The 19,193-nt window shown below is 70.0% G+C and carries 16 protein-coding genes; 4 read left to right on the forward strand and 12 right to left on the reverse strand.

Features of this window, described 5'->3' with window-relative positions; all coding sequences use genetic code 11:
- The first annotated feature begins 25 nt into the window (after positions 1-25).
- The 4 genes from ACFVR6_RS10350 to ACFVR6_RS10365 are packed head-to-tail and all read left to right on the forward strand — an operon-like array spanning position 26 to position 4,248.
- Positions 26-796, forward strand: coding sequence for a hypothetical protein (locus ACFVR6_RS10350; RefSeq protein ID WP_386962296.1), 771 nt, complete (start codon positions 26-28; stop codon positions 794-796).
- Positions 796-2,106 carry an O-antigen ligase family protein gene (locus ACFVR6_RS10355; protein ID WP_386962299.1) on the forward strand — a complete coding sequence of 437 codons (1,311 nt, stop codon included), beginning with the start codon at positions 796-798 and terminating at the stop codon, positions 2,104-2,106. Before ACFVR6_RS10350 ends, ACFVR6_RS10355 begins: the two co-directional genes overlap by 1 nt.
- Positions 2,103-3,011, forward strand: a complete 909-nt coding sequence (locus ACFVR6_RS10360; protein WP_386962302.1) for a glycosyltransferase family 2 protein — start codon at positions 2,103-2,105, stop codon at positions 3,009-3,011. Before ACFVR6_RS10355 ends, ACFVR6_RS10360 begins: the two co-directional genes overlap by 4 nt.
- Before the next feature lie 13 nt (positions 3,012-3,024).
- Positions 3,025-4,248 carry a glycosyltransferase family 4 protein gene (locus ACFVR6_RS10365; RefSeq protein ID WP_386962304.1) on the forward strand — a complete coding sequence of 408 codons (1,224 nt, stop codon included), beginning with the start codon at positions 3,025-3,027 and terminating at the stop codon, positions 4,246-4,248.
- Here the strand turns inward: ACFVR6_RS10365 and ACFVR6_RS10370 are convergent.
- The 12 genes from ACFVR6_RS10370 to ACFVR6_RS10425 are packed head-to-tail and all read right to left on the reverse strand — an operon-like array spanning position 4,203 to position 19,168.
- Entirely contained in the window at positions 4,203-5,969 is a 1,767-nt protein-coding gene (locus ACFVR6_RS10370; RefSeq protein ID WP_386962307.1) for a hypothetical protein, read from the reverse strand. The two genes, ACFVR6_RS10365 and ACFVR6_RS10370, sit on opposite strands and share 46 nt — an antisense overlap.
- A 4-nt stretch (positions 5,970-5,973) precedes the next feature.
- Positions 5,974-6,231, reverse strand: a complete 258-nt coding sequence (locus ACFVR6_RS10375) for an acyl carrier protein (protein WP_386962310.1) — start codon at positions 6,229-6,231, stop codon at positions 5,974-5,976.
- Between the two features lie 16 nt (positions 6,232-6,247).
- A complete protein-coding gene (locus ACFVR6_RS10380) occupies positions 6,248-7,474 on the reverse strand; it encodes a pyridoxal-dependent decarboxylase, exosortase A system-associated (protein WP_386962312.1) in 1,227 nt (408 codons plus the stop codon).
- The gene (locus ACFVR6_RS10385) at positions 7,471-9,030 is read right to left on the reverse strand and encodes an acyl-CoA ligase (AMP-forming), exosortase A system-associated (RefSeq protein WP_386962315.1); all 1,560 of its coding nucleotides are present in this window, start codon (positions 9,028-9,030) and stop codon (positions 7,471-7,473) included. Before ACFVR6_RS10385 ends, ACFVR6_RS10380 begins: the two co-directional genes overlap by 4 nt.
- Positions 9,030-10,370 (reverse strand): glycosyltransferase family 4 protein, encoded by a 1,341-nt coding sequence (locus tag ACFVR6_RS10390; protein WP_386962318.1) that lies wholly within the window; start codon positions 10,368-10,370, stop codon positions 9,030-9,032. Before ACFVR6_RS10390 ends, ACFVR6_RS10385 begins: the two co-directional genes overlap by 1 nt.
- Entirely contained in the window at positions 10,367-12,748 is a 2,382-nt protein-coding gene (locus tag ACFVR6_RS10395; RefSeq protein WP_386962321.1) for a glycosyltransferase family 4 protein, read from the reverse strand. Before ACFVR6_RS10395 ends, ACFVR6_RS10390 begins: the two co-directional genes overlap by 4 nt.
- Positions 12,745-14,202, reverse strand: coding sequence for an oligosaccharide flippase family protein (locus tag ACFVR6_RS10400; protein ID WP_386962324.1), 1,458 nt, complete (start codon positions 14,200-14,202; stop codon positions 12,745-12,747). The genes ACFVR6_RS10395 and ACFVR6_RS10400 overlap by 4 nt, the downstream gene beginning before the upstream one ends.
- On the reverse strand, positions 14,199-15,323 hold the full coding sequence (locus ACFVR6_RS10405) for a DegT/DnrJ/EryC1/StrS family aminotransferase (protein ID WP_386962327.1): 1,125 nt from the start codon (positions 15,321-15,323) through the stop codon (positions 14,199-14,201). Before ACFVR6_RS10405 ends, ACFVR6_RS10400 begins: the two co-directional genes overlap by 4 nt.
- A complete protein-coding gene (locus tag ACFVR6_RS10410) occupies positions 15,320-15,946 on the reverse strand; it encodes an acetyltransferase (protein ID WP_386962331.1) in 627 nt (208 codons plus the stop codon). The genes ACFVR6_RS10405 and ACFVR6_RS10410 overlap by 4 nt, the downstream gene beginning before the upstream one ends.
- A complete protein-coding gene (locus ACFVR6_RS10415) occupies positions 15,943-17,088 on the reverse strand; it encodes a DegT/DnrJ/EryC1/StrS family aminotransferase (RefSeq protein ID WP_386962334.1) in 1,146 nt (381 codons plus the stop codon). Before ACFVR6_RS10415 ends, ACFVR6_RS10410 begins: the two co-directional genes overlap by 4 nt.
- Complete coding sequence (locus ACFVR6_RS10420) at positions 17,085-18,083, reverse strand: NAD-dependent epimerase/dehydratase family protein (protein WP_386962337.1); 999 nt, start codon at positions 18,081-18,083, stop codon at positions 17,085-17,087. The genes ACFVR6_RS10415 and ACFVR6_RS10420 overlap by 4 nt, the downstream gene beginning before the upstream one ends.
- Positions 18,080-19,168, reverse strand: a complete 1,089-nt coding sequence (locus ACFVR6_RS10425; protein WP_386962339.1) for a Gfo/Idh/MocA family protein — start codon at positions 19,166-19,168, stop codon at positions 18,080-18,082. The genes ACFVR6_RS10420 and ACFVR6_RS10425 overlap by 4 nt, the downstream gene beginning before the upstream one ends.
- Positions 19,169-19,193: the final 25 nt, after the last annotated feature.

Raw genomic sequence — 19,193 nt, forward strand, 5'->3', positions numbered from 1 at the left:
ACGGCAGATGGGGGAGATTTTGCTGTTGAGCATGTTCCGCGCGCTGGGGCGCCGGTGGTACGTCGTGGTGGTGGGGCTGCTGCTGACGGCCGGTCTGGTCTACGGCGCCTTCCGGGCGACGCCACCGGAATACAGCGCGCGCGCCCTGGTGCTGCTGCTGCCATCGCAAGCGCAAGTCGGCGAAGGCGGCAACCCCTTCCTGGTCCTCGGCGGGTTGGAGCAGCCCGCCGGCATCGTGGTCGCGTATTTCGCCAGCGCGGCTGCGGCCGACGAGATCAGCGAAGTGTCGCCCACTGCGGAGCACCTGGTCGCGATCGACGACTCCACGCGGGGCCCCGTGATCGTCGTCCAGGTGAGCGACACCAGCGCGGACGGCGCGCTGGCGGTTCTCGACCTGCTCTCTGAGCGCATCCCGGAGGAGCTGCAGCGCCTGCAGAACGACGTCTCGGTGCCGGACGACGCGATCATCACGTCGATGCCGCTGACCACCGACGCGGAAGCGACCGAAGACCGCAGCAGCACCGTGCGCGTCGTCATCGCCGCCGCCGCCGTGGGCCTGGTCGCCACGATCTTCGGTGCCATCGCCCTCGACGGCGCACTGCTGCGACGCGCCTCGCGGCGTGATGGTGAACCGGCCGACGAAGCCCTCAGCATGGACGACGCGAGCGCCGAGCCGGAGCCACGGCGGCGTGGTGCGAAACGTACGGGGCCGACGCAGCCCCATGACCACCCGCCCGTCGACGAGAGTACGCCGGTCGACGCATCCGACGCACGGTCACCCGCGGCCCGGCAGTGATGACGCTCGCCGCGCTCCGTCCGGGTGCCAGACTGGCCGCCCCGGTCGACGCGGTGGGTTGGCTGACGGCATACATCGTGCTGCTGCTGTTCATCCCCTCACGACTGGTGGTCGGACCGCTCGCGAGCGCGGGCGCACCCTCGATGCTCTTCGGGCTGGCGAGCCTGCTGCTGTGGCTGCTGATGTTCATCGGCGGCGTGCGCCGCCCCGCGTCCGAAGTACAGCCGATCCGTGTAGCTCTGTTCGTTCTGCTGTTCTGCGTGGGGATCAGCTACGTGCTCGCCATGGCGCGGCCCTCGAGCCCAGACGAACAGAGCCCCGCCGACGTTGCGCTGCTCGTGCTCGCCTCATGGTCGGGGACGCTCCTGCTCACTCATGACGGCGTCGCCCTCCGGAGTCGCCTGGACACGCTCGTGTGGCGCTTCGCGGTCTGCGGTGGTCTGATCGCGCTGCTCGGGATCATCCAGGTGCTCACCCGGCAGCTCTGGGTCGACCAGTTGTCCATCCCTGGGCTCAGCAGCTCCCCGGCCTACGGTCTCGTGTCCCGCGGCGGCTTCCCTCGACCGGCGGGAACGTCCATCCACCCGATCGAGTACGGCGTGATCCTGGCGATGCTCCTTCCCCTTGTGCTGCATGTGGCGTTCCACCACACCCATCGTCACGTCGTCGTGCGGTGGCTGCCCGCCGCCGCCGTCATCCTCATCATTCCGCTCACGTCTTCCCGTTCGGCCTACCTGGGCGCACTGGTCGCCCTCGTGGTCGTGGCCATCGGGTGGTCGTGGCGACGACGTCTCACCATCATCGGTGTCGCCGTCGGCGGGCTGCTGGCGATGCTGGTGATCACCCCGAACCTCCTCGCCTCGATCGTGGAGATGTTCACCGGTGCCGCCGAGGATCCGAGCATCGCCTCCCGCACCGACAGCTTCGCGCTGGCGTACCAGTTCATCGCACAGGACCCCCTGTTCGGTCGCGGACTGGGGACGTTCCTCCCGAAGTACCGCATCTTCGACAACCAGTACCTTCTGCTGCTCGTGACGATCGGGATCGTCGGCACCCTGGCCTTCCTCGCGTTGGGCGTCACGGCGGCCACGACGATGTTCCGGCTTCGCGCCCGCGCCACTGACGGCGACACCCGCGACCTCGCGATGGCGCTCGCGGCCGCCATCTGCGCAGGCTTCGTCTGCCTGTTCATGTTCGATGCCTTCGCCTTCCCCATGACCATGGGCTCGCTTTTCCTGATCATGGGGATGGCGGGCGCGCTGCGTGGGATCCAGCGAGCCGAATCCGGATCGGAGGATCTTCTGCGATGACCTCACCTCCCGTGGATGTGGTCGCCGTCGTCGTCACCTACAACAGTGCAGACCACATCGCCGATCTCCTCGACAGCATCCCGGCCGCCATGGGCGAACTGCGCCATCGCGTCGTGGTCGTCGACAACGGCTCGGCGGACGACACTCTGGCGGTGCTCGACACGCGCACCGACTGCACTGTCATCCGCTCCTCGAACGACGGCTACGCCGCCGGCATAAACCGAGCCGTCCGCGCGTGCAGCGACGCCGACTCGATCCTCATCCTCAACCCCGACGCGACCCTCGACGAGGGTGCTGTGCCCACCATGCGCGCGGCACTGAGCGCGTCGGGCGTCGGGATCGTCGCCCCGCGGGTGCGGGAGGCCGACGGCAGCCTATCCCCGACGCTGCGCCGCGGCCCGACCATGGGGCGGGTGGGCGGGCTGAGCTTCACCCGGTGGCCTGCGTTCGCCGAGCGGATCGAGGACCCGCGGGAGTACGAGCGGGCACACGAGGTGGAGTGGGCTGTGGGCGCCATCCTGCTGGTCGACCGGGAGTGCTACCGCTCGCTGGGCGGACTCGATGAGAGCTACTTCCTCTACTCGGAAGAGACCGACTTCAGCCTGCGGGCGAAGGATGCCGGCTGGGCGACGCTCTACACGCCGGAGGCGGGCGCGATGCACGTCGGCGGCGGTTCCGGGGAGAGCGCGACGACGCACACGATGAAGATCCTCAACCGCATCCGCCTGTATCGCCGCCGAACCGGCACCGTTCCCGCCGCCACCTACTACTGCCTCACCGTCCTCGTCGAGCTCCGCCGAGCGGTGCTCGGACACCGCAAATCATGGTCGACGCTGCATGCATTGGTGCGCCCCTCGGCCCGCCCGCCCCTGCTGAACGCCAACGACTCGATCCTGCCCCGCTGACTTCGGAGATGAGATGAGAAGAGTCCTGCTGGTCGCCCCGGCATGCGACGGCGAAGATGTCGGGGAGGCGTGGGTCGCATTCCAGTGGGCCAGGCTGCTCGCCGACCGGTACGAGCTCACGCTGCTGACCACCTTCAAGCGCGGCCACACCCCCATGACGAAGCAGTTGCCGCACGTCCGGGTGATCGAGTGGGAGGAGCCGCCGGGGGTAGGGCGCTTCGAGAGGCTGAACAGCCTGCTCCAGCCGGGCTACGTGCCGTTCTATCTGCGCGCGCGCCGGTGGGTGCGGCAACGACTGGCGGACGGGGAGACCTTCGACGTGGCGCACCAGGTCGTTCCGGTCGCCATGCGCTACCCCTCGCCGGTCGCGCGCCTGTCCGTTCCGTTCGTGATCGGCCCGGTCGGCGGCAGTCTCGACTCCCCCGCCGCGTTCGCCGCCGAAGAGGGTGCCACCCCCTGGTACCAGCGGCTGAGACGGATCGACGGGTGGCGGATGCGCGCCGACCCGCTGCTGCGGCGCACGTACGAGTCCGCGGACTGCGTCATCGGGGTGGCCGAGTACGTACGCGAGTTCACATCCGCGCTCTCGCTTCAGCGCTTCGAGATCATGAGCGAGACCGCGGTAGACGCGGTGCAGCCGCCAGTGGATCGCGGCAGCCGCACCGGCCCGGTGCGGCTGCTGCACGTGGGACGGATCGTGCGCACGAAGGGTTTGCGCGACGTGATCCGGGCACTGGCCGCGGTCCGCGACGTGGATGTCACGCTCGATGTCCTGGGTGACGGGAACGACCGTGAGGCGTGCGAGCGGCTGATCGCGGAGCTGGGCCTCGAAGACCGCGTGACGTTGCACGGAGCGGTTCCCCGCGCCGTCGTGGACGAGTTCTATCGACGCGCCGACGTCTTCGTCTTCCCCAGCTACCGGGAGCCCGGCGGGAACGTGTGCCTGGAGGCGATGTCATGGGGACTGCCCGTGGTGGTCTGCCGCCGCGGCGGCCCGGGCGCCAATGTCGACGAGTCATGCGCGATCCTGTTGGACGCGCAGTCCCCCGAGCAGCTTGCCGCCGACTGCGCGACGGCGATCCGCCGGTTGGCGACGGACGCCGGTCTGCGCGCGCGGATGGGCGAGGCGGGCCGCCAGCGCGTCCTGACCTCACACCTGTGGTCCCACCGCATCGATCGTCTGGACAGGCTCTACGACGAGGTCGCCCCGCTGCCGGACGGTGCCGGCTCGTCCTGACCCGTGGCCACCAGCAGGTTCGTCAGCAGCGCCACCGTGCTCGGCCGGGGCTGCACGGCCCCGTCGAGCATGCGGCCCAGCCACGCCTCGTCCAGATAGGGCGATCCCCACAGCCCTCGCACCGACTGCGGCTCGGCCCGCCAATGCTCCACGACCTTCCCCGCCAGCACGACGCCACCCGCGGGCGCACGGTTGTCACGGCGAACGCGTTGCGCCGCCTTTCGGGCGATCCGCATGGCCGTGTCCAGCGACTGCCTCGCCGGGTGCAGCGGCGACGGGTGCGCATACGAGGCCGGCGCGGGCCTGCCGTCCAAGGGGATCCGTCCCAGTTGCGGGTCGAGTTCCATCTGCAGCTCGGCGAGGAACCGCGAGCCCGCCTTGTCCTGCGGGCTCAGTCGGGCCGCCAGGTCGAGGAAGCCGTGGTCCAGCATCGGGTTGATCACCACGCGCTCGTTGCTGACCGCGGTGTCGGTGGCCCCCGCCCACCGCTGCATGCGGTGTCGCACGTACAGCTCATCGGTGGCGGGGAGCCACGGCGTCCCGCCACCGAGCAACGCTGCGTGCACGGCGTCCAGCGCGGTCTCACGGGCCGAGGCGGAGAACTCCGCCGTGAGCACGCCGGGCTCGACGGCATCGTTCACGAACATCCGCCACAGCGCCAGCCGCTCGGCATCCTTCCTCGTCTGAGGACGCTCGGTGATGCGGCCGGTGTAGTAGAAGCCGCGCGCCACCTCCCCGCCGAGGCCCGAGATGCGCACCCCCTGTTCGAACGCACGCTCGGCGATGCGCTGGGCGGCCAGGGCGACCGGATCCGCCATCGCGTCCAGCCGCGTCGCCTCGGCTCGGCACAGCGTCCACGCCTCCGCCGGGCTCGTCTGCGCGACGTCGGCCAGCCCCCGCACGTCGTGCTCGAGCCCGTCTCGTTGCGCGAGGCTCCTCGCGATGGCCACGTCGCCCTTTCCCGGGACGTCGAGCGTCATCGCACGCAACCCGCGCCGACGCGACGGCGGTATCGCACTGAGCAGGAGTCGCGAGTCCATCCCTCCGGTCAACTGCAGCACCGCTCGGGGATACTCATCCAGCACCGCGGCAAGGGAGGTGCGCAGCAGCGCAGCAGCACGGAGCACCGCGGTACGCCGTTCGACGGGCTCCCGTGACTTCGGTGCAGGGTCCCTCAGCGCCAGACCGTCGTGCCCGACGTCGGCGACGGCTCCCGGACTCAGCTTGCGCACCCCTTCGAAGAGCGTGCGCTGCCCGAGCTGCCACCCGAGCAGCGATTGGACGCCCACCGCCGCGTCGTCCAGCCCGGCCCTGGTTGCTCGAGCAGCCAGGAGGGCTGTCGAGGACAAGACGACGGAGGCGGAGCCGGGAACCGTGTAGTACAGGTGCTGGAAGCCCATCGAGTCGGCGACCATCCGTACGCCGGCATCGTCGCCGGCGACGGCACCGAACGGTGGGAGCAGGTCGGTCAGCCGCTCGGGTCGATCGCGCATCGACTCGATCACTTCCGGATCCCCGACCGCCCCCGCCGTGCGCCGGGCCACGCGCGAGAGCACGATCGTGGGACGCTCGGGCGGTGCGCCGGCCACCGGCCGATGCCCCCAGTACACCAGCGACGCCGGGCCGCATACGACCGCATCGGCATGCACGCCCTCGGGTGCCACGGCGGGATGATCGCCGGTCGTCGCGAGGAATCCCGCGGGCAGCGCCGTCGTCAGCACGGTGTCAGTCGGTCGCGAGCTTCGCCTCGACGAACCGGGTGAGGCTCCCGACCGTCTCGAACAGCTCGGCACCGAATTCATCGTCGTCGATCGTGATCTCGAACCGGTCCTCGAGAGCCCCGACGAGGGCGACCACGCCGAACGAGTCCAACTCGGGCAAGGCTCCGAACAGCTCTGTGTCGTCGGCGAGGTCGCCTGGCGCATGGGCCAGTTCGAGGGTGTCGATGAGGACGTCGCGGACGGTGTCGATGGTCGCGGGCATGGTCGCTCCTTCGGGATCAGACGAGTACTTCGCTCGGGGCGGGATGCCCGAGGAAGGCGGTGGGGCTGGCCGTGAGCCCGTAGGCGCCGGCCTGGAAGATCACGACGAGATCGTCGATCTCGGCGTGCGGGAGTGCGACGTCGTCGCCGAGCAGGTCCAGCGGAGTGCACAGGCAGCCGACCACGTCGACTTTCTCCTGCGCCTGCACATCCGCCTTGTTGCCGACGACGACGGGATAGTTCCGTCGGATCGCCTGACCGAAGTTGCCCGACGCGGCCAGCTGATGGTGCATGCCCCCGTCGACGACGAGGAAGGTGGTGCCGCGGGACACCTTTCGGTCGACGACGCGGGTGACGTACACGCCGCACTCGCCGACGAGGTAACGGCCGAGTTCGATGACCGGGGTCGCCTCTGGGAACCGCTGCGCGAGTGGTCCATCGACGAGCAGATGCAGATTCGCCGCGACGGTCTCGAGGTCCAGCGGCAGATCGCGCTCGGTGTAGGGGATGCCGAAGCCGCCCCCCAGATTGATGTACCTGAGCGGACGCGGCAGATGCGCGGCGAGATCGGTGACGAGGTCCACCGTCCGCCGCTGCGCTTGGGCGATGACTTCGGCGTTGAGGTTCTGCGACCCGGCGAACACGTGGAAGCCGAGCACGTCCACGCCGGCGCCGGCATACGCCTTCACCACATCGGGGACCGACTCGGCATCGATGCCGAACTGCTGAGGCCCGCCACCCATGCGCATGCCGGAGCCCTTGACGGCGAAGTCGGGGTTCACACGGATCGCCACCGTCGGGGTCGACCCCGATTCCCGCCCGGCGGCGACGACCCGGTCCAACTCCGTCGTGGACTCGACCTCGATGATCACGCCTGCGGCGACGGCCTGCCGCACCTCCGCCACGGACTTACCCGGGCCGGCGAAGCTGATGCGATCGGGCCGCAGGCCGGTGTCCAGCGCAGTGGCCATCTCGAGCCCCGACGCCACGTCGATGCGATCGACCCGCCGCGCCAGGTGCTGCACGACGGCGGGCATGGGGTTGGCCTTCATCGCGAAGCTCAACTCGAGCCGCTCCGGGAGGAGCGCGCGCAGCCGGTCGATGCGTTTGTCGAGCAGGCCTCTGTCGTAGGCGAAGAACGGCGTGGCGCCGACCCGTGCTGCCAGCCGTGACACCGGCATCCCTCCGACGCGCAGCTCGCCGCCGATCGTGCCGAAGGCACGGACGTGGTCGGACGGTTTCATGCGTGCACCTCTGCCTTGATCAGGTTGCGGTCGAACTTTCCGTTCGGCGAACGGTGCAGATGCGAACGCAGTTCGATGCGTCCGGGCACCATGTACAGCGGGAGCCGCTGTCGCAACGCGGTGTTCAGCGCGTCCGTCTCCACGTCTGCGGTGGCGGGGGTCGCCACCAGCACGATCCGCTGGCCCAGCGCATCGTCGGGGATTCCGAACGCGACCGCGTCACGGACCATGCCCGTGCTGTACGCCGCCTCTTCGATCTCTGTGGGGCTCACCCGGTACCCGGACGTCTTGATCATGTCGTCGCGGCGCCCGACGAAGTACAGGAAGCCCTCGTCGTCCGCGACGACGGTGTCACCGGACCAGACCGCCACCTCGGCGCTCCGCCACGGGCCTGCCGATCGCGCGATGGGTCGGTAGCGTTCCGCCGTGCGCACCGGGTCGCCCCAGTAACCCAGCGTCACCAGGGCACCCCTGTGCACCAGTTCGCCCTCCTCACCGGGCGCGCAGGGCGTGCCGTCGTGCCGCAGCACCAGGATCTGCGCATTGGGGATCGCCTTTCCGATCGAGTCCGGCCGGCGATCGATCTCGGCGGGGTCGAGGTAGGTGGACCTGAAGGCTTCGGTCAATCCGTACATGAGGAACGGCGTCGCCCCGGGGAAGATGGCGCGGAGGCGCTCGAGGGCGGCACGCGGCATCCGTCCGCCGGTGTTGGCGAAGTAGCGCAGGCTCTGCGCTGCGGCGTCAGGCCATGCCGCATCGATCAGCTGCAGCCACAGCGGAGGGACACCCGTGATGCCGGTGACGCCGTGGCGCGCGCACAGCTTGGGTACGTCGCGCGCGAGCAGATAGTTCACCAGCACGCAGTGCGCGCCCACCGAGAATGCCGTCGTCACCTGGCTGAGGCCGGCATCGAAGCTCAGTGGCAGGACACTCAGAATCACGTCGGCGGAAGTGTTGCCGAGGTAGGTGCTGACGCTCTCCGCGCCCACGATGAGGTTGCGGTGGCTGAGCACCACCCCTTTCGGGCTTCCGGTGCTGCCGGAGGTGTAGAGGATCGCGGCCGGGTCCAGGTCGATGGCATCGACGACACCCTCGCCTGCGGTGGATGCCGCCTGCGCCGTCGACCAGGAGTGCACAGCCCTCGTGGGCGCCGTGGACGGCATCGCTCCCACGACGATCACGTGTTCGACCGCCGTCCCGGCCAGGTCCGCCGCCAGGTGCCCCAGCCGGTCCCCCGAGGTCACCAGGACGCGGGCGCCGCTGTCGGTGAGGATGTGCGCGACCTGGGCAGATTTCAGCACGTGGTTGATCGGCACGAACATGCCCCCCGCTGCCGTCGCGGCGAACATGGCCAGCACCGCCTCGATGCGCTTCTCGAGGAAGATCGCCACGCGGTCGCCACGCTCCAGACCGAGACCACGCAGCAGCACTGCGGCACCCGTCGCGCCGGCCCACGCGTCGGCATACGTGATGGTCTCGTCGCGGTAGGTCAGCGCGGGGGCGTCGGGCCAGGCGGCCGCCGCGTCGCGAAGCAGGTCGTGCAAGGACGTGCGCATCAGGGGGCCCGCCGCTCTCGGAGATACCGGTCGAACTCCGTGGCGTCGTCGAGGTCGACATAACGTCGGCCCTGCCCGTCGGCATTCCGCGCGCCGAGGGCGGCCGGGACCGCGGGACCGGGGCGGGAGTACCCCGACACCTCATCGAAGACGGCGACGTACGCCTCTGCCTGCGGGCGCCAGTCGAGCTCGCTGACCACCCGCGCACGCGCCTTGCGGCCCAACTCCGCGCGGAGGGCGGGGTCGTCGAGCAGACGTTCCACGGCGTCGCCGAACCCCGCGATGTCGCCGGAGGGCACGTACAGCAGCGTGTCCGCGCCGGAGACGCGCGTCTCGGCGAGATCGAACGAGACGGCAGGCAATCCGTAGGACATGTACTCCATCGTCTTGTTCATGGTGGACAGGTCGTTCAGCGGGGTCTGCAGATCCGGGCAGACACCGATGTCCGCGCGGCTCAGGTGTTCCGCGATCGCCACCCGGTCCACTCTCCCGGTGAAGGTCACTCTGTCATCGAGGCCCAGCGCTGTCGACTGCTGCTTGAGACTCTCCAGACAGTCGCCGAATCCGAGCAGGGTCGCGCGCACATCCGTGCGGCCGCGCCGGTTCACGAGATCGTCCATGACCAGCAGCACCTGATCGACGCCGTCCTGCGGCCCCATGATCCCCAGATAGACCAGCTCCACACCATCCCGCGTGCGCGGGTGCTGCGGATAGATGGGACGCATCTGTTCGGTGTCCGGCCCGCTCCGGACCACCGTGACGTGACCGGGACGCCGTCCACCGCGGGTCATGGCGATCCGTCGGTACGAATTGTTGGTGGAGATGACGCGGTCCGCGGTTCGGAAGCTGCGACGCTCGAGCCATCGCAGTGCCGACAATTCGAGTCGCTTCAGCAGATTCTGCGGTGGTCCGAACCTGCTGAGGAAGAGCTCGGGGTTCAGGTCATGATGATCGAAGACGAACTTCACCCCCCTCACCCGCCACAGCAACGCGAGCAGCCAGTAGGTGTCCGGCGGGTTGCAGGCCTGGATGATGTCGAACCGGCCGCGACGCCACACGACGAGCGACAGCAGCGCGGTGCGCATCCAGCTGTAGGCGAACTCCCACGCATATCCGAGCAGCCCCTGGGCCTCGGGCGCGGGCGCGTACTTGTAGATGTCGACGCCGTCGATGCGCTCGCGCGCAGGGTCGCCCGGTCCGCGCGGGCAGATGACACTCACCCGGTACCCCCGCGCGATCAGGGCGCCGCACTCCAGCCACACCCGCCGGTCCAGCGGTACGGGCAGGTTCTGCACGATGATCACGACGTGCGGCGCGATGTGCGCGCGGTGGTTCTTCACGATGCGTGGTCCTCCTTCACCAGATCGATGAACTGCTGAGCGCGGGCACCCCACCCGTGTGGTTCCGCCGATCTGCGGATCTCGGCCCGATCCCACTCGGCGGCGGCGACCTCGCGGATGCGGTCGACGATCTCGTCGGCGCTGCCGGCGGTGAAGACGAACCGGCGGTCCAGCGCACCGGTCCCCGCGACGGCCGTGGTCACGACGGGAAGGCCCGCGGCAAGGTAGTCGAGCGTCTTCAGCGGATAGCTGCGGCGATTGAACATCGAGTCCGCATAGGGCGTCAGTCCCACCGTCATGAGGGCGAGATAGGCCGGAAGCCGCTCGCGGGGGACGGCGTCGACCCACTGGACTCCCGGCAGTGCGATGAGCGCATCGAATGCCTCATCGTCCTCCCGGGTGGTGAACCACCGTGGGCCGACGAGCAGCAGGCTCAGACCGGCCGCCTGCACGGCCCGCAGCACCGCCAGATCGGTGCGTGAGTTGAACTGGCCCACGACGCCCACGATCGGCGACGGCAGGACGACATCGGTCGCCGTCGTGACCTCCGGTGCCGCCGGGCTGTGCACCTCGGTGCCGTTGGGCAGCCAGCGGCCGGCGGTCGGCGTGCGCTGCAGGTGTCGGGCGAGTTCCGGCGTGACCGCGAGCACCAGGTCCGCAGCGGCGAGGTTGGCCTCACGGGCCTTGCTGAGGTATCCCCTGCCGACCCCCCACAGCGCACCGGCTTCGACGAAGTCGTCGGTCGCGTAGTAGACCTTCACTCCGGGGAGGTCCTTGGTCAGCGCGAGCATGGGAGCGGTCGTGGATGCGACGATCCCTCGCGGGCGCAAGCCCTGCGCTGCGAGGTAACGACGCGCGGCCCGTGCGCGGCGCCGGTTCGCCACGGCGCGCAGGTAGGGACGCTGCACTCCGGGCACCGTCGACGCCCGCAGCCGCACGACGTTCTCCTGCGGCCGGGTGACGGCGGGGATGCCGCGGTCCCGCCGGTGGATCGGCGTGTGAGGGGTGTCCACCCACACGATCGGCGCATGCCGCGCCAACTCGGTGACAAGCAGTCGATCCGTCCCCGACAGCGTGTCCCATCCGACCCCGGGGAAGTAGAGGATCGGCCCCGAATCGACGGCGCCCGAGCGCCGCGCCGCGCCCGCGGAACGGGCGGCGACCGGGACGGCGTTGAAGTCGTCGGTGCGCTGTCGTCCTCGCCACCGCGCGACGCGTTGCGTGAGGTGATAGTTCGCCAAGCCGGCGAACGACTCCGCGGCAGCGCGCAGCCGGCGTTTCTGAGCAGCCCGGCCTGCCCAGGCGTCGCGGTAGACCGCGAGCTGCCGGTGCGCGGCGGACTCCAGGGAGAACTCCTCGACCACCTCACGACTGAACCGCCCCGCACGCTCCCGGCGATGAGGATCCGTCAGTAGCGGCAGCAGCTCCTTTGCGAGCGCCGCGCGCCCGTCCGTACCGGGCGCCCCGACGCCGTACCAGCCCTGCCACCGGAAGATATCGACGCTCTCAGGTGTGAGCGCGCGGAAGAACCCGCCCTCCCCCTGCACGATGAGCGGGGCGCCGAAGGCCAGCGACCGCAGCGCCGACCCTCCCATCCCCAGCGCGACATCGGCCACGGCGTAGGCGACGCGCGGATCCGCGAGTTCGCCGGTGAACACGACCGTCCGTCGGCCGGCGCGGTCCTCGGCTCGCGCCGCCGCGCGTTCGAGGTCGTCACGTGCCTTGCCGTCTCCGACGATGAGCAGCTGGAACGGCGCCGTCGCGGCGAGGTCGGCGGCGACCTCGATGGCGGTGAACAGCCCTTCCGATTTCAGCTCGGGTACCAGCCGACACACGCTCACCACCACGGGACGCTCGTCGAGTCCGTACTGCGCGCGGAAGGCTGCGATGGCGGTCTGCGGCACCGCGCCGTTGTACCCGAGGTCGACCGAGGGCTCGATGAGGTTCACACTCAGCCGCCCGCGGCCCTGCTCGACAGCCGAGATCTGCTGTGTGCCCACCACCAGCGGCATCCACTCGGGCAGGAAGGGCGCCACCGCCATCGACATCACGGTGCACACCGCGGCGACATCGGCGAGGGGTTCGGCGGCCATCGCGGCCTCCAAGCCCGGCGGCCACTCGTAGCCGTGGATGACGTCGATGCCTCGCTCGACGGCGATGGCGCGAAGCGCTCGCGCGATCCGCAGGGACGGGCGCCGGCCCGGCTCCGGGGATTCGATGAACTCCAGCCCGAGCTGCTCGATCCGCTCGCACAGCGTGCCGCGGCGCCCGAAGATGATGCACTCGTGACCCCGCGCGGTGAGCGCCGACGCCAGGTCGATCGCGTTGGTCTGACTGCCGCCCATGTTCAGATCGTGCGGATAGACGAGGATCCTCATGACTGCCCCTTCCCCGCGAACGCCTGCCGGAGCAGCCGGAGATTGCCCCGCTGCCAGAAGGCGAGCAGCCCGATCGCTGCGGCCGCGATCGCGGCACTGACCAGCGACGCGACGAATGCCGCATCGATCCACGCCGTGACCGCCCAGCAGGCGCACCAGACGAGGACCCCCGCGGCGACCGGCAGCGCGACCGCAGCCAGCAGGGATCGCGCCGGCAACTGCACTCTCACCAGGTTCCACACGTACAGCGGCAGCACCACCACGACCGCCACGAATAGTTGCACCGCAGCGACTCCGGACTGCCCGTACGGCCCCACCACCGCCAGCGTCACCGGCAGCGAGACCGCGAACGAGCAGGTCTGGATCAGCAGCACGACCGCCGAACGCCCCTGCACGACGAGGTAGTCATAGGCAAGTTCGAACCAGATGCGCAGCGCAGCCACAGCGGCCATCCACATCAGGATCTCTCCGGCGGGCAGCCACGGCGATCCGTACACGAACCCGACCACGGCATCCGCGGCTCCGCTGATGGCCAGACACGTCGGCAGCGCCACGCACGAGAGCACGGTGAGCACCCGGAAGAAGTTGCGCGACATCCGCGGCGGATCGTGCTTCAGCGCCGAGAAGGCCGCGGGCGCGACCGCGCGCAGCGGCAAGGAGAAGATCGACACCGGCCAGCTCGCCAGGTTGAACGCGAGCACGTAGAACCCGAGGGCCTGTGCCCCGAGCATGGATCCGACGATGATCTGGTCGACATACCCCGAGGCGAACACCACGATGCTGGATGCCGCCAGCGGAAGACCGAAGCGCAGCAGCCTGCCCACGACGGCGCGGTCCCAGCCGAACCGGTACGGCACCGGCGACCAGCGCCAGATCATCACAGCGAAGACGAGGCTGGCCACCAGCCGCCCGATGGCGAGACTCATCGCCCCCCACCCGAGCAGTGCGAGCAGAAGGGACAGCCCTGCACCGAGCCAGGTGTTGACCTGATCGGCGATGGTGCGCTGGCGCTGCAGGAATTCGCGCTGCAGGATGGCCGCGGGTGTCGCGACGAGTCCGTTGATGAGCACGGACAGCGCGATCACCTGCACAACCGGAGTCGCGGCGGGATCCCCCAGACCCGCCGAGATCCACGGCGCGGCGACGATCATCGCCCCGGTCAGCAGCGCACTGGAGGTCACCGCGATCGTGTTGATGGTCGGCGCGGTGAGCGCAGGGTCCTCACGCCATCGGATGACCGCCAGGCTGACGCCGAGCTCGTTGAAGCTGAGCACGGCCAGCAGCGCCACCGTCGCGATCGCGAAGATGCCGAACTCCTCCGGCCCCAGCACTCGGGCGAGGGTGATGCCGATGAGCAGGGTGCCCAGGCGACCCGCGAGCGTGTTGCCGAAGCTCCAGCCGAACGCCCGGGAGGCGCGACTGCGGACGAAGTCCGCCTGCTCCTGATCGCTCACGTCCGCACCGCGTGCGACAGCACCTCGGCGACGTGAGCCTGTTGCGACTCGGTCAGGTGCGGGAACATCGGCAGCGACAGGATGCGGTCGGCCGCGGCCTCTGCCACGGGGAACTGTCCTTTACGTCCGCCGAGCGGGGCATACGCCGCGGTGAGGTGCACGGGGGTCGGGTAGTGGATGCCGACGCCGATCCCCGACGCCGACATCTGCGCCATCACACGGTCCCTCTCATCGACCCGCACGACGTAGAGGTGCCAGACATCGGTGTTGCCGGGGCGCACCCTCGGGACGCGGATGCCGGGAACACCACTCAGGAGACGGGTGTACCGCTCCGCCGCTTCACGTCGCGCGGCGTTCCATCCCTCGAGTCGGCGCAGCTTCGCGCGCAGCACCGTGGCCTGCACCGCATCGAGCCGCGCGTTGACGCCGATGTGGTCGTGCACGTATTTGGCCGAGCTGCCGTGCGCCGCCAGCGTGCGCACCAGCTCGGCGATGCCGTCGTCGTGGGTCATCACCGCTCCGGCGTCGCCGGCGGCACCGAGGTTCTTGCCGGGGTAGAAGCTCGTCGCCGCGACCTCCCCCACCGCTCCCGCGCGGCCGCTCGCGCCGGTGGCCCCCTGGGCCTGGGCGGCATCCTCGACCACCGCCAGCCCGTGCCGCTGCGCGACCGCCGCGATCAGCCCCATGGGAGCGGTCTGGCCGAACAGGTGCACGGGGGCGATCACCCGCGTCCGCGGGGTGACCGCGGCCTCCACCGCCGCCGGGTCGATGAGCAGGTGCTGCTCGTCGACGTCGACGAACACTGGCACCGCGCCGATCCGCGACGCAGCCTCCGCCGTGGCGATGAAGGTGTTGGCCGGCATGATGACCTCGTCGCCGGGCCTCACGCCCACCGTGCGGTACGCGAGCTCGAGGGCGTCGGTGCCGTTGGACACCCCGATCACGTGACGGACGCCGATGTAGTCGGCATACTCCTGCTCGAAGGCGGCGACCTCCGCCCCGCCGACGAAGGCGGCGGATTCGAGTTGCGACCGCCACACCCCGAGCACCTCCTCCGCGATCTCGGCCTGCTGGGCGACGAGATCGAGGAACGGCACCGTCGCGGTCGTCGTGGTGGTCATGCGCGTTCCCCCAGACGTCGTGCGGGCACCCCGGCCCAGGTCTGTGCTGCCGGCGCGTCGTCGAGCAGCACCGACCCCATTCCGATGACCGCTTCGACTCCGACCGTCACGCCCTGTCGGATCGATGCGTTCATGCCGATATACGCTGCCTCCCCGAGGTGCACCCCGCCCCCGAGGGCCACTCCAGCCGCGAGTGTGACGAAGTCGCCGAGCACGTCGTCGTGGGTGACCACGCAGTTGGGCATGACCGTGACGTGCTGTCCGATGCGCGCGTCCGCCGTGACCACGACGCCATCGAGCACGATGGCCCCCGCACCGACCACGCTGCCCGCCCCGATCACCGCCGACCTCGCCACGAACGTCGCGAACCGGTCGGCCGCGACGCCCGCCTCCCGCAGCCGGGTGACGACGCTGCGGCGGGCGAGGCTCGGACCGACGCACACGAGCAGCTTCTCGTTCCGGTCGGCTGCGGCGCCGACGCCCCCGAGCACGGGCACCCCGCCCACTTCGGTGCCGTGGCGGCGATCGCCATCGTCGAAGATGCCGACGACATCGGCGAGCCCGGCGGCGATCACCTCCCGCGCCAACCCGCTCGCACCGATCAGCAGGACACCCCCGCTCATACCGACACCCGCGCGGTGTCGCGCAGCACCGCGATGACGCGGTCCTGCTGGGCTTCGGTGATGGTGTGGAACAGCGGGAGGATGAGCGTGCGATCGGTGAGCCGCTCGGTGACCGGAAGCTCCTTCGCGTTGATGCCGGCGCGGTACGGCGCCTGGCGGTGGGCGGCCATGATGCCGCGCCGCGCCGAGATGTCGGCAGCGGCGAGCGCTTCAAGCAGCCCATCACGGTCGGTCGGGTAACCCTCGAGCACCTCGACCCAGAACGACTGCACGTTTCCGGTTCCGTAGTCGGGGTCCGCGACGGTGCGCAGTCCTGGCACATCGCGCAGCGCGGAGCGGTAGCGAGCGGCGATCGCGCGGCGCCGCCGGACGATGTGCGGGAGCCGGCGCAGCTGCACGAGGCCGACCGCCGCTTGCAGGTCGGTCATGCGGAAGTTGTATCCGACCTCGGCGTATTCCTCGGCCGGTGGCAGCACCGACCCGTGACGATCGGCCGCCGACAGGCTCATCGCGTGTTCGCGGAGGTGCCGGGCGCGCTTGGCCCAGTCTCCTCGTGTCGTGGTGATCATGCCTCCTTCGCCCGTGGTCAGCAGCTTCCGGGGGTGGAATGACCACGCGGTGATCTCGGCACCGGCCCCGACCGGCCGCCCTTTGTAGGTGGATCCGGCGCCGCACGCGGCATCCTCGATCACGAGGATCCCGAGCGGATCGGTGGCACTGCGCACGTCGTCGAGGTCGAGGGGCACGCCGCCCTGGTCGACGGCGATGACCGCCTTGGTCGAAGACGTGATCGCCATGCGGATCGTCTCACCGGTGACGTTGCCGGTGACGGGGTCGACGTCGGCGAACACCGGCTTGGCCCCCACGTGTCGGACGACGTTGGTCGTCGCGATGAAAGAGAACGACGGGACCACGACGTCGTCGCCGGGACCTATGCCCGCGACGACCAGCGCGAGGTGCAGGGCCGTGGTGCAGCTGGTGGTCGCCACGGCGTAGGGCACCTCCATGGCGGCGGCGAACTCCTTCTCGAACTGCGCGACCCGGGGGCCCTGCGCCACCCAGCCGCTGGCGATGACCTCGGCGAGCGCGTCGGCCTCTTCCTGCCCGAGCCACGGGACCATGACGTTGATGCGCTCGCTCATCGGGCGACCACCGGTCGCCCGATGGCGATCTCTTCGCGCAACGGCGCCCACCAGTCCACGAGGAGCCGCAGACCCTCGTCGAGACCGATCGTCGCGCTGAAGCCGAGGTCGCGCTCGGCGGCGCTCGTGTCCGCGAGTCTGCGGACGACGCCGTTCACGGCGCGTTCCGGCCCGATTTCCACCCCGAGCCCCTCGGCACCCATCACCCGCAGCAGCGCTTCCGCCAGCGCACGCAGGCTCGTCTCGGTGCCACTGGCGATGTTGTACGTGCCCTCGGCCACGTCACTGCGGGCTGCGAGGACGTTCGCGCGTGCAATGTCCGGCACGCACACGAAGTCCATCGTCTGCGCCCCGTCGCCGAAGATGAGCGGCGGGCGGCCGTCGGCGATGCGCTCCATCCAGCGCACGAGCACCTCCGTGTACAGACCGTGCACGTCCATGCGCGGGCCGTACACGTTGAAGTACCGCAGCAGCACGTAGTCGAGCCCCTGCATCGCACGGAAGCTGCGGACGAGCCCCTCGTTGAAGGTCTTGGCCGCGCCGTACAGGGTGTCGTTGTTCTCGTGGTGGTGGCGTTCACCGGTCGGGAAGCTCTCCGCCATCCCGTACACCGAGGCGCTCGATGCCGCGACGAGCTTGCCCACGCGGTGGCGCGCCGCCGATTCGACGACGTTGAAGGTGCCGTCCACGAGCACTTCCAGTGCCAGCCTCGGCTCTTCGGCGCATTGGGTGATGCGAATGGCCGCCTGGTGGAAGACGACGTCCTTGCCTGCCGTGAGGTCGTCGACCAGGCGCGCGTCACGGATGTCGCCCTCGACGAGTGTGACGCGACCGGTGGCGAGCGCGGAGTCGAGGTTCGCACGGCGTCCGCGCACCAGGTTGTCGAGCACGTCGATGTGATCGACGCCGGCATCCAGCAGCTCGTCCACCAGCGTGGACCCGATCGTGCCGGCGCCGCCGGTGACCAGGACGCGGGTTGCTTCCAGGCGGGTCACGCCGCAACCTCCTCGAGGTCGTTGGCCACGGGCTGCGGACCACCCGAGAGAGCGAGGCTGGATGCCGCGGCATCCAGCACCGACAGCACGCGCAGGCCTGCCGCACCGCCCGTGCGCGCCGGCCGGCCTTCGCGGATCGCCGCGGCGAACTCCGTGACCACGCCGCCCAGCGCCTCCCGCTCCGGCAGCGCAGGTGCCCACGTGTCTCCCAGCCGGTAAGAGATGTTGGCCGCCCGGGTGTGGGCGGTGGTGACCTTCGAGACGGCGTCGATGTCCACCCCGCGGTCGTAGACGCTGAGCCGTTGCTGCGGATTCAGGTCGTCCCACACGAGGGTGCGCCTGGTCCCACCGATCACCATCTGACGGATCTTCGTGGGGCTCAGCCAGTTCACGTGCACGTGGGCCATGGCCCCGCCGACGAGCGGCATCGCGAGGTAGCCGACGCACGACTTGCCGGTGCGCAGCGGGTCGGACCCGTGAGCGGATACCGACGTGGCCGCGAGGCCGCCCGGCAGCACGAAGTCCATGATCGACAGGTCGTGGGGGGCGAGGTCCCAGAACACGTCGACGTCCGGCTGGATGAGCCCCAGGTTGATGCGCACACTGTCGACGAAGAGGATGTCGCCGAGCGCGCCGTCCGCGACCAGTTCACGGATCTTCAGCACCGCGGGCGTATAGCAGTAGGTGTGGTCGGCCATGAGCACGAGTCCGCGTTCCTCGGCGCGGCGCACCATCTCCACCCCCCGCGCCCGCGTGTCGGCGAGGGGCTTCTCCACCATCACGTGTTTGCCGGCATCCAGCGCCGCCATGGCGATGGCATGGTGCGTCCGCGCCGGCGTGGCGACGGCGATGGCGTCGACCCGTGGGTCGCGCAGCACGTCGCCCAGTTCGGAGACCACCGGCACTCCCCCGACGCCGTCGGCGACGCGGGTGGCCCTCTCGAGATCGAGATCGCAGATCGCGGCGAGGTTCCAGTCCGAACCCGCACGGAAGTTGCGTGCGAGGTTCGGCCCCCAATAGCCGGCTCCGACGACGACGACGTTCAACCGTTCAGTCACGGTTCCCCCAGATTCCCCAGATGTCATGTGTTGCCCAGATGTGCAGCTGTGC

Origin of the sequence: Microbacterium sp. NPDC058021 (assembly GCF_042885955.1) — a bacterium.
Lineage (GTDB): Bacteria > Actinomycetota > Actinomycetes > Actinomycetales > Microbacteriaceae > Microbacterium.

Coding starts and splice junctions, on each gene's coding strand:
- ACFVR6_RS10395 (WP_386962321.1), bottom strand. CDS start 12,748: ATGAGGATCCTCGTCTATCCGCACGATCTGAACATGGGCGGCAGTCAG.
- ACFVR6_RS10375 (WP_386962310.1), bottom strand. CDS start 6,231: ATGCCCGCGACCATCGACACCGTCCGCGACGTCCTCATCGACACCCTC.
- ACFVR6_RS10380 (WP_386962312.1), bottom strand. CDS start 7,474: ATGAAACCGTCCGACCACGTCCGTGCCTTCGGCACGATCGGCGGCGAG.
- ACFVR6_RS10355 (WP_386962299.1), top strand. CDS start 796: ATGACGCTCGCCGCGCTCCGTCCGGGTGCCAGACTGGCCGCCCCGGTC.
- ACFVR6_RS10425 (WP_386962339.1), bottom strand. CDS start 19,168: ATGACATCTGGGGAATCTGGGGGAACCGTGACTGAACGGTTGAACGTC.
- ACFVR6_RS10405 (WP_386962327.1), bottom strand. CDS start 15,323: ATGACCACCACGACGACCGCGACGGTGCCGTTCCTCGATCTCGTCGCC.
- ACFVR6_RS10360 (WP_386962302.1), top strand. CDS start 2,103: ATGACCTCACCTCCCGTGGATGTGGTCGCCGTCGTCGTCACCTACAAC.
- ACFVR6_RS10365 (WP_386962304.1), top strand. CDS start 3,025: ATGAGAAGAGTCCTGCTGGTCGCCCCGGCATGCGACGGCGAAGATGTC.
- ACFVR6_RS10385 (WP_386962315.1), bottom strand. CDS start 9,030: ATGCGCACGTCCTTGCACGACCTGCTTCGCGACGCGGCGGCCGCCTGG.
- ACFVR6_RS10415 (WP_386962334.1), bottom strand. CDS start 17,088: ATGAGCGAGCGCATCAACGTCATGGTCCCGTGGCTCGGGCAGGAAGAG.
- ACFVR6_RS10410 (WP_386962331.1), bottom strand. CDS start 15,946: ATGAGCGGGGGTGTCCTGCTGATCGGTGCGAGCGGGTTGGCGCGGGAG.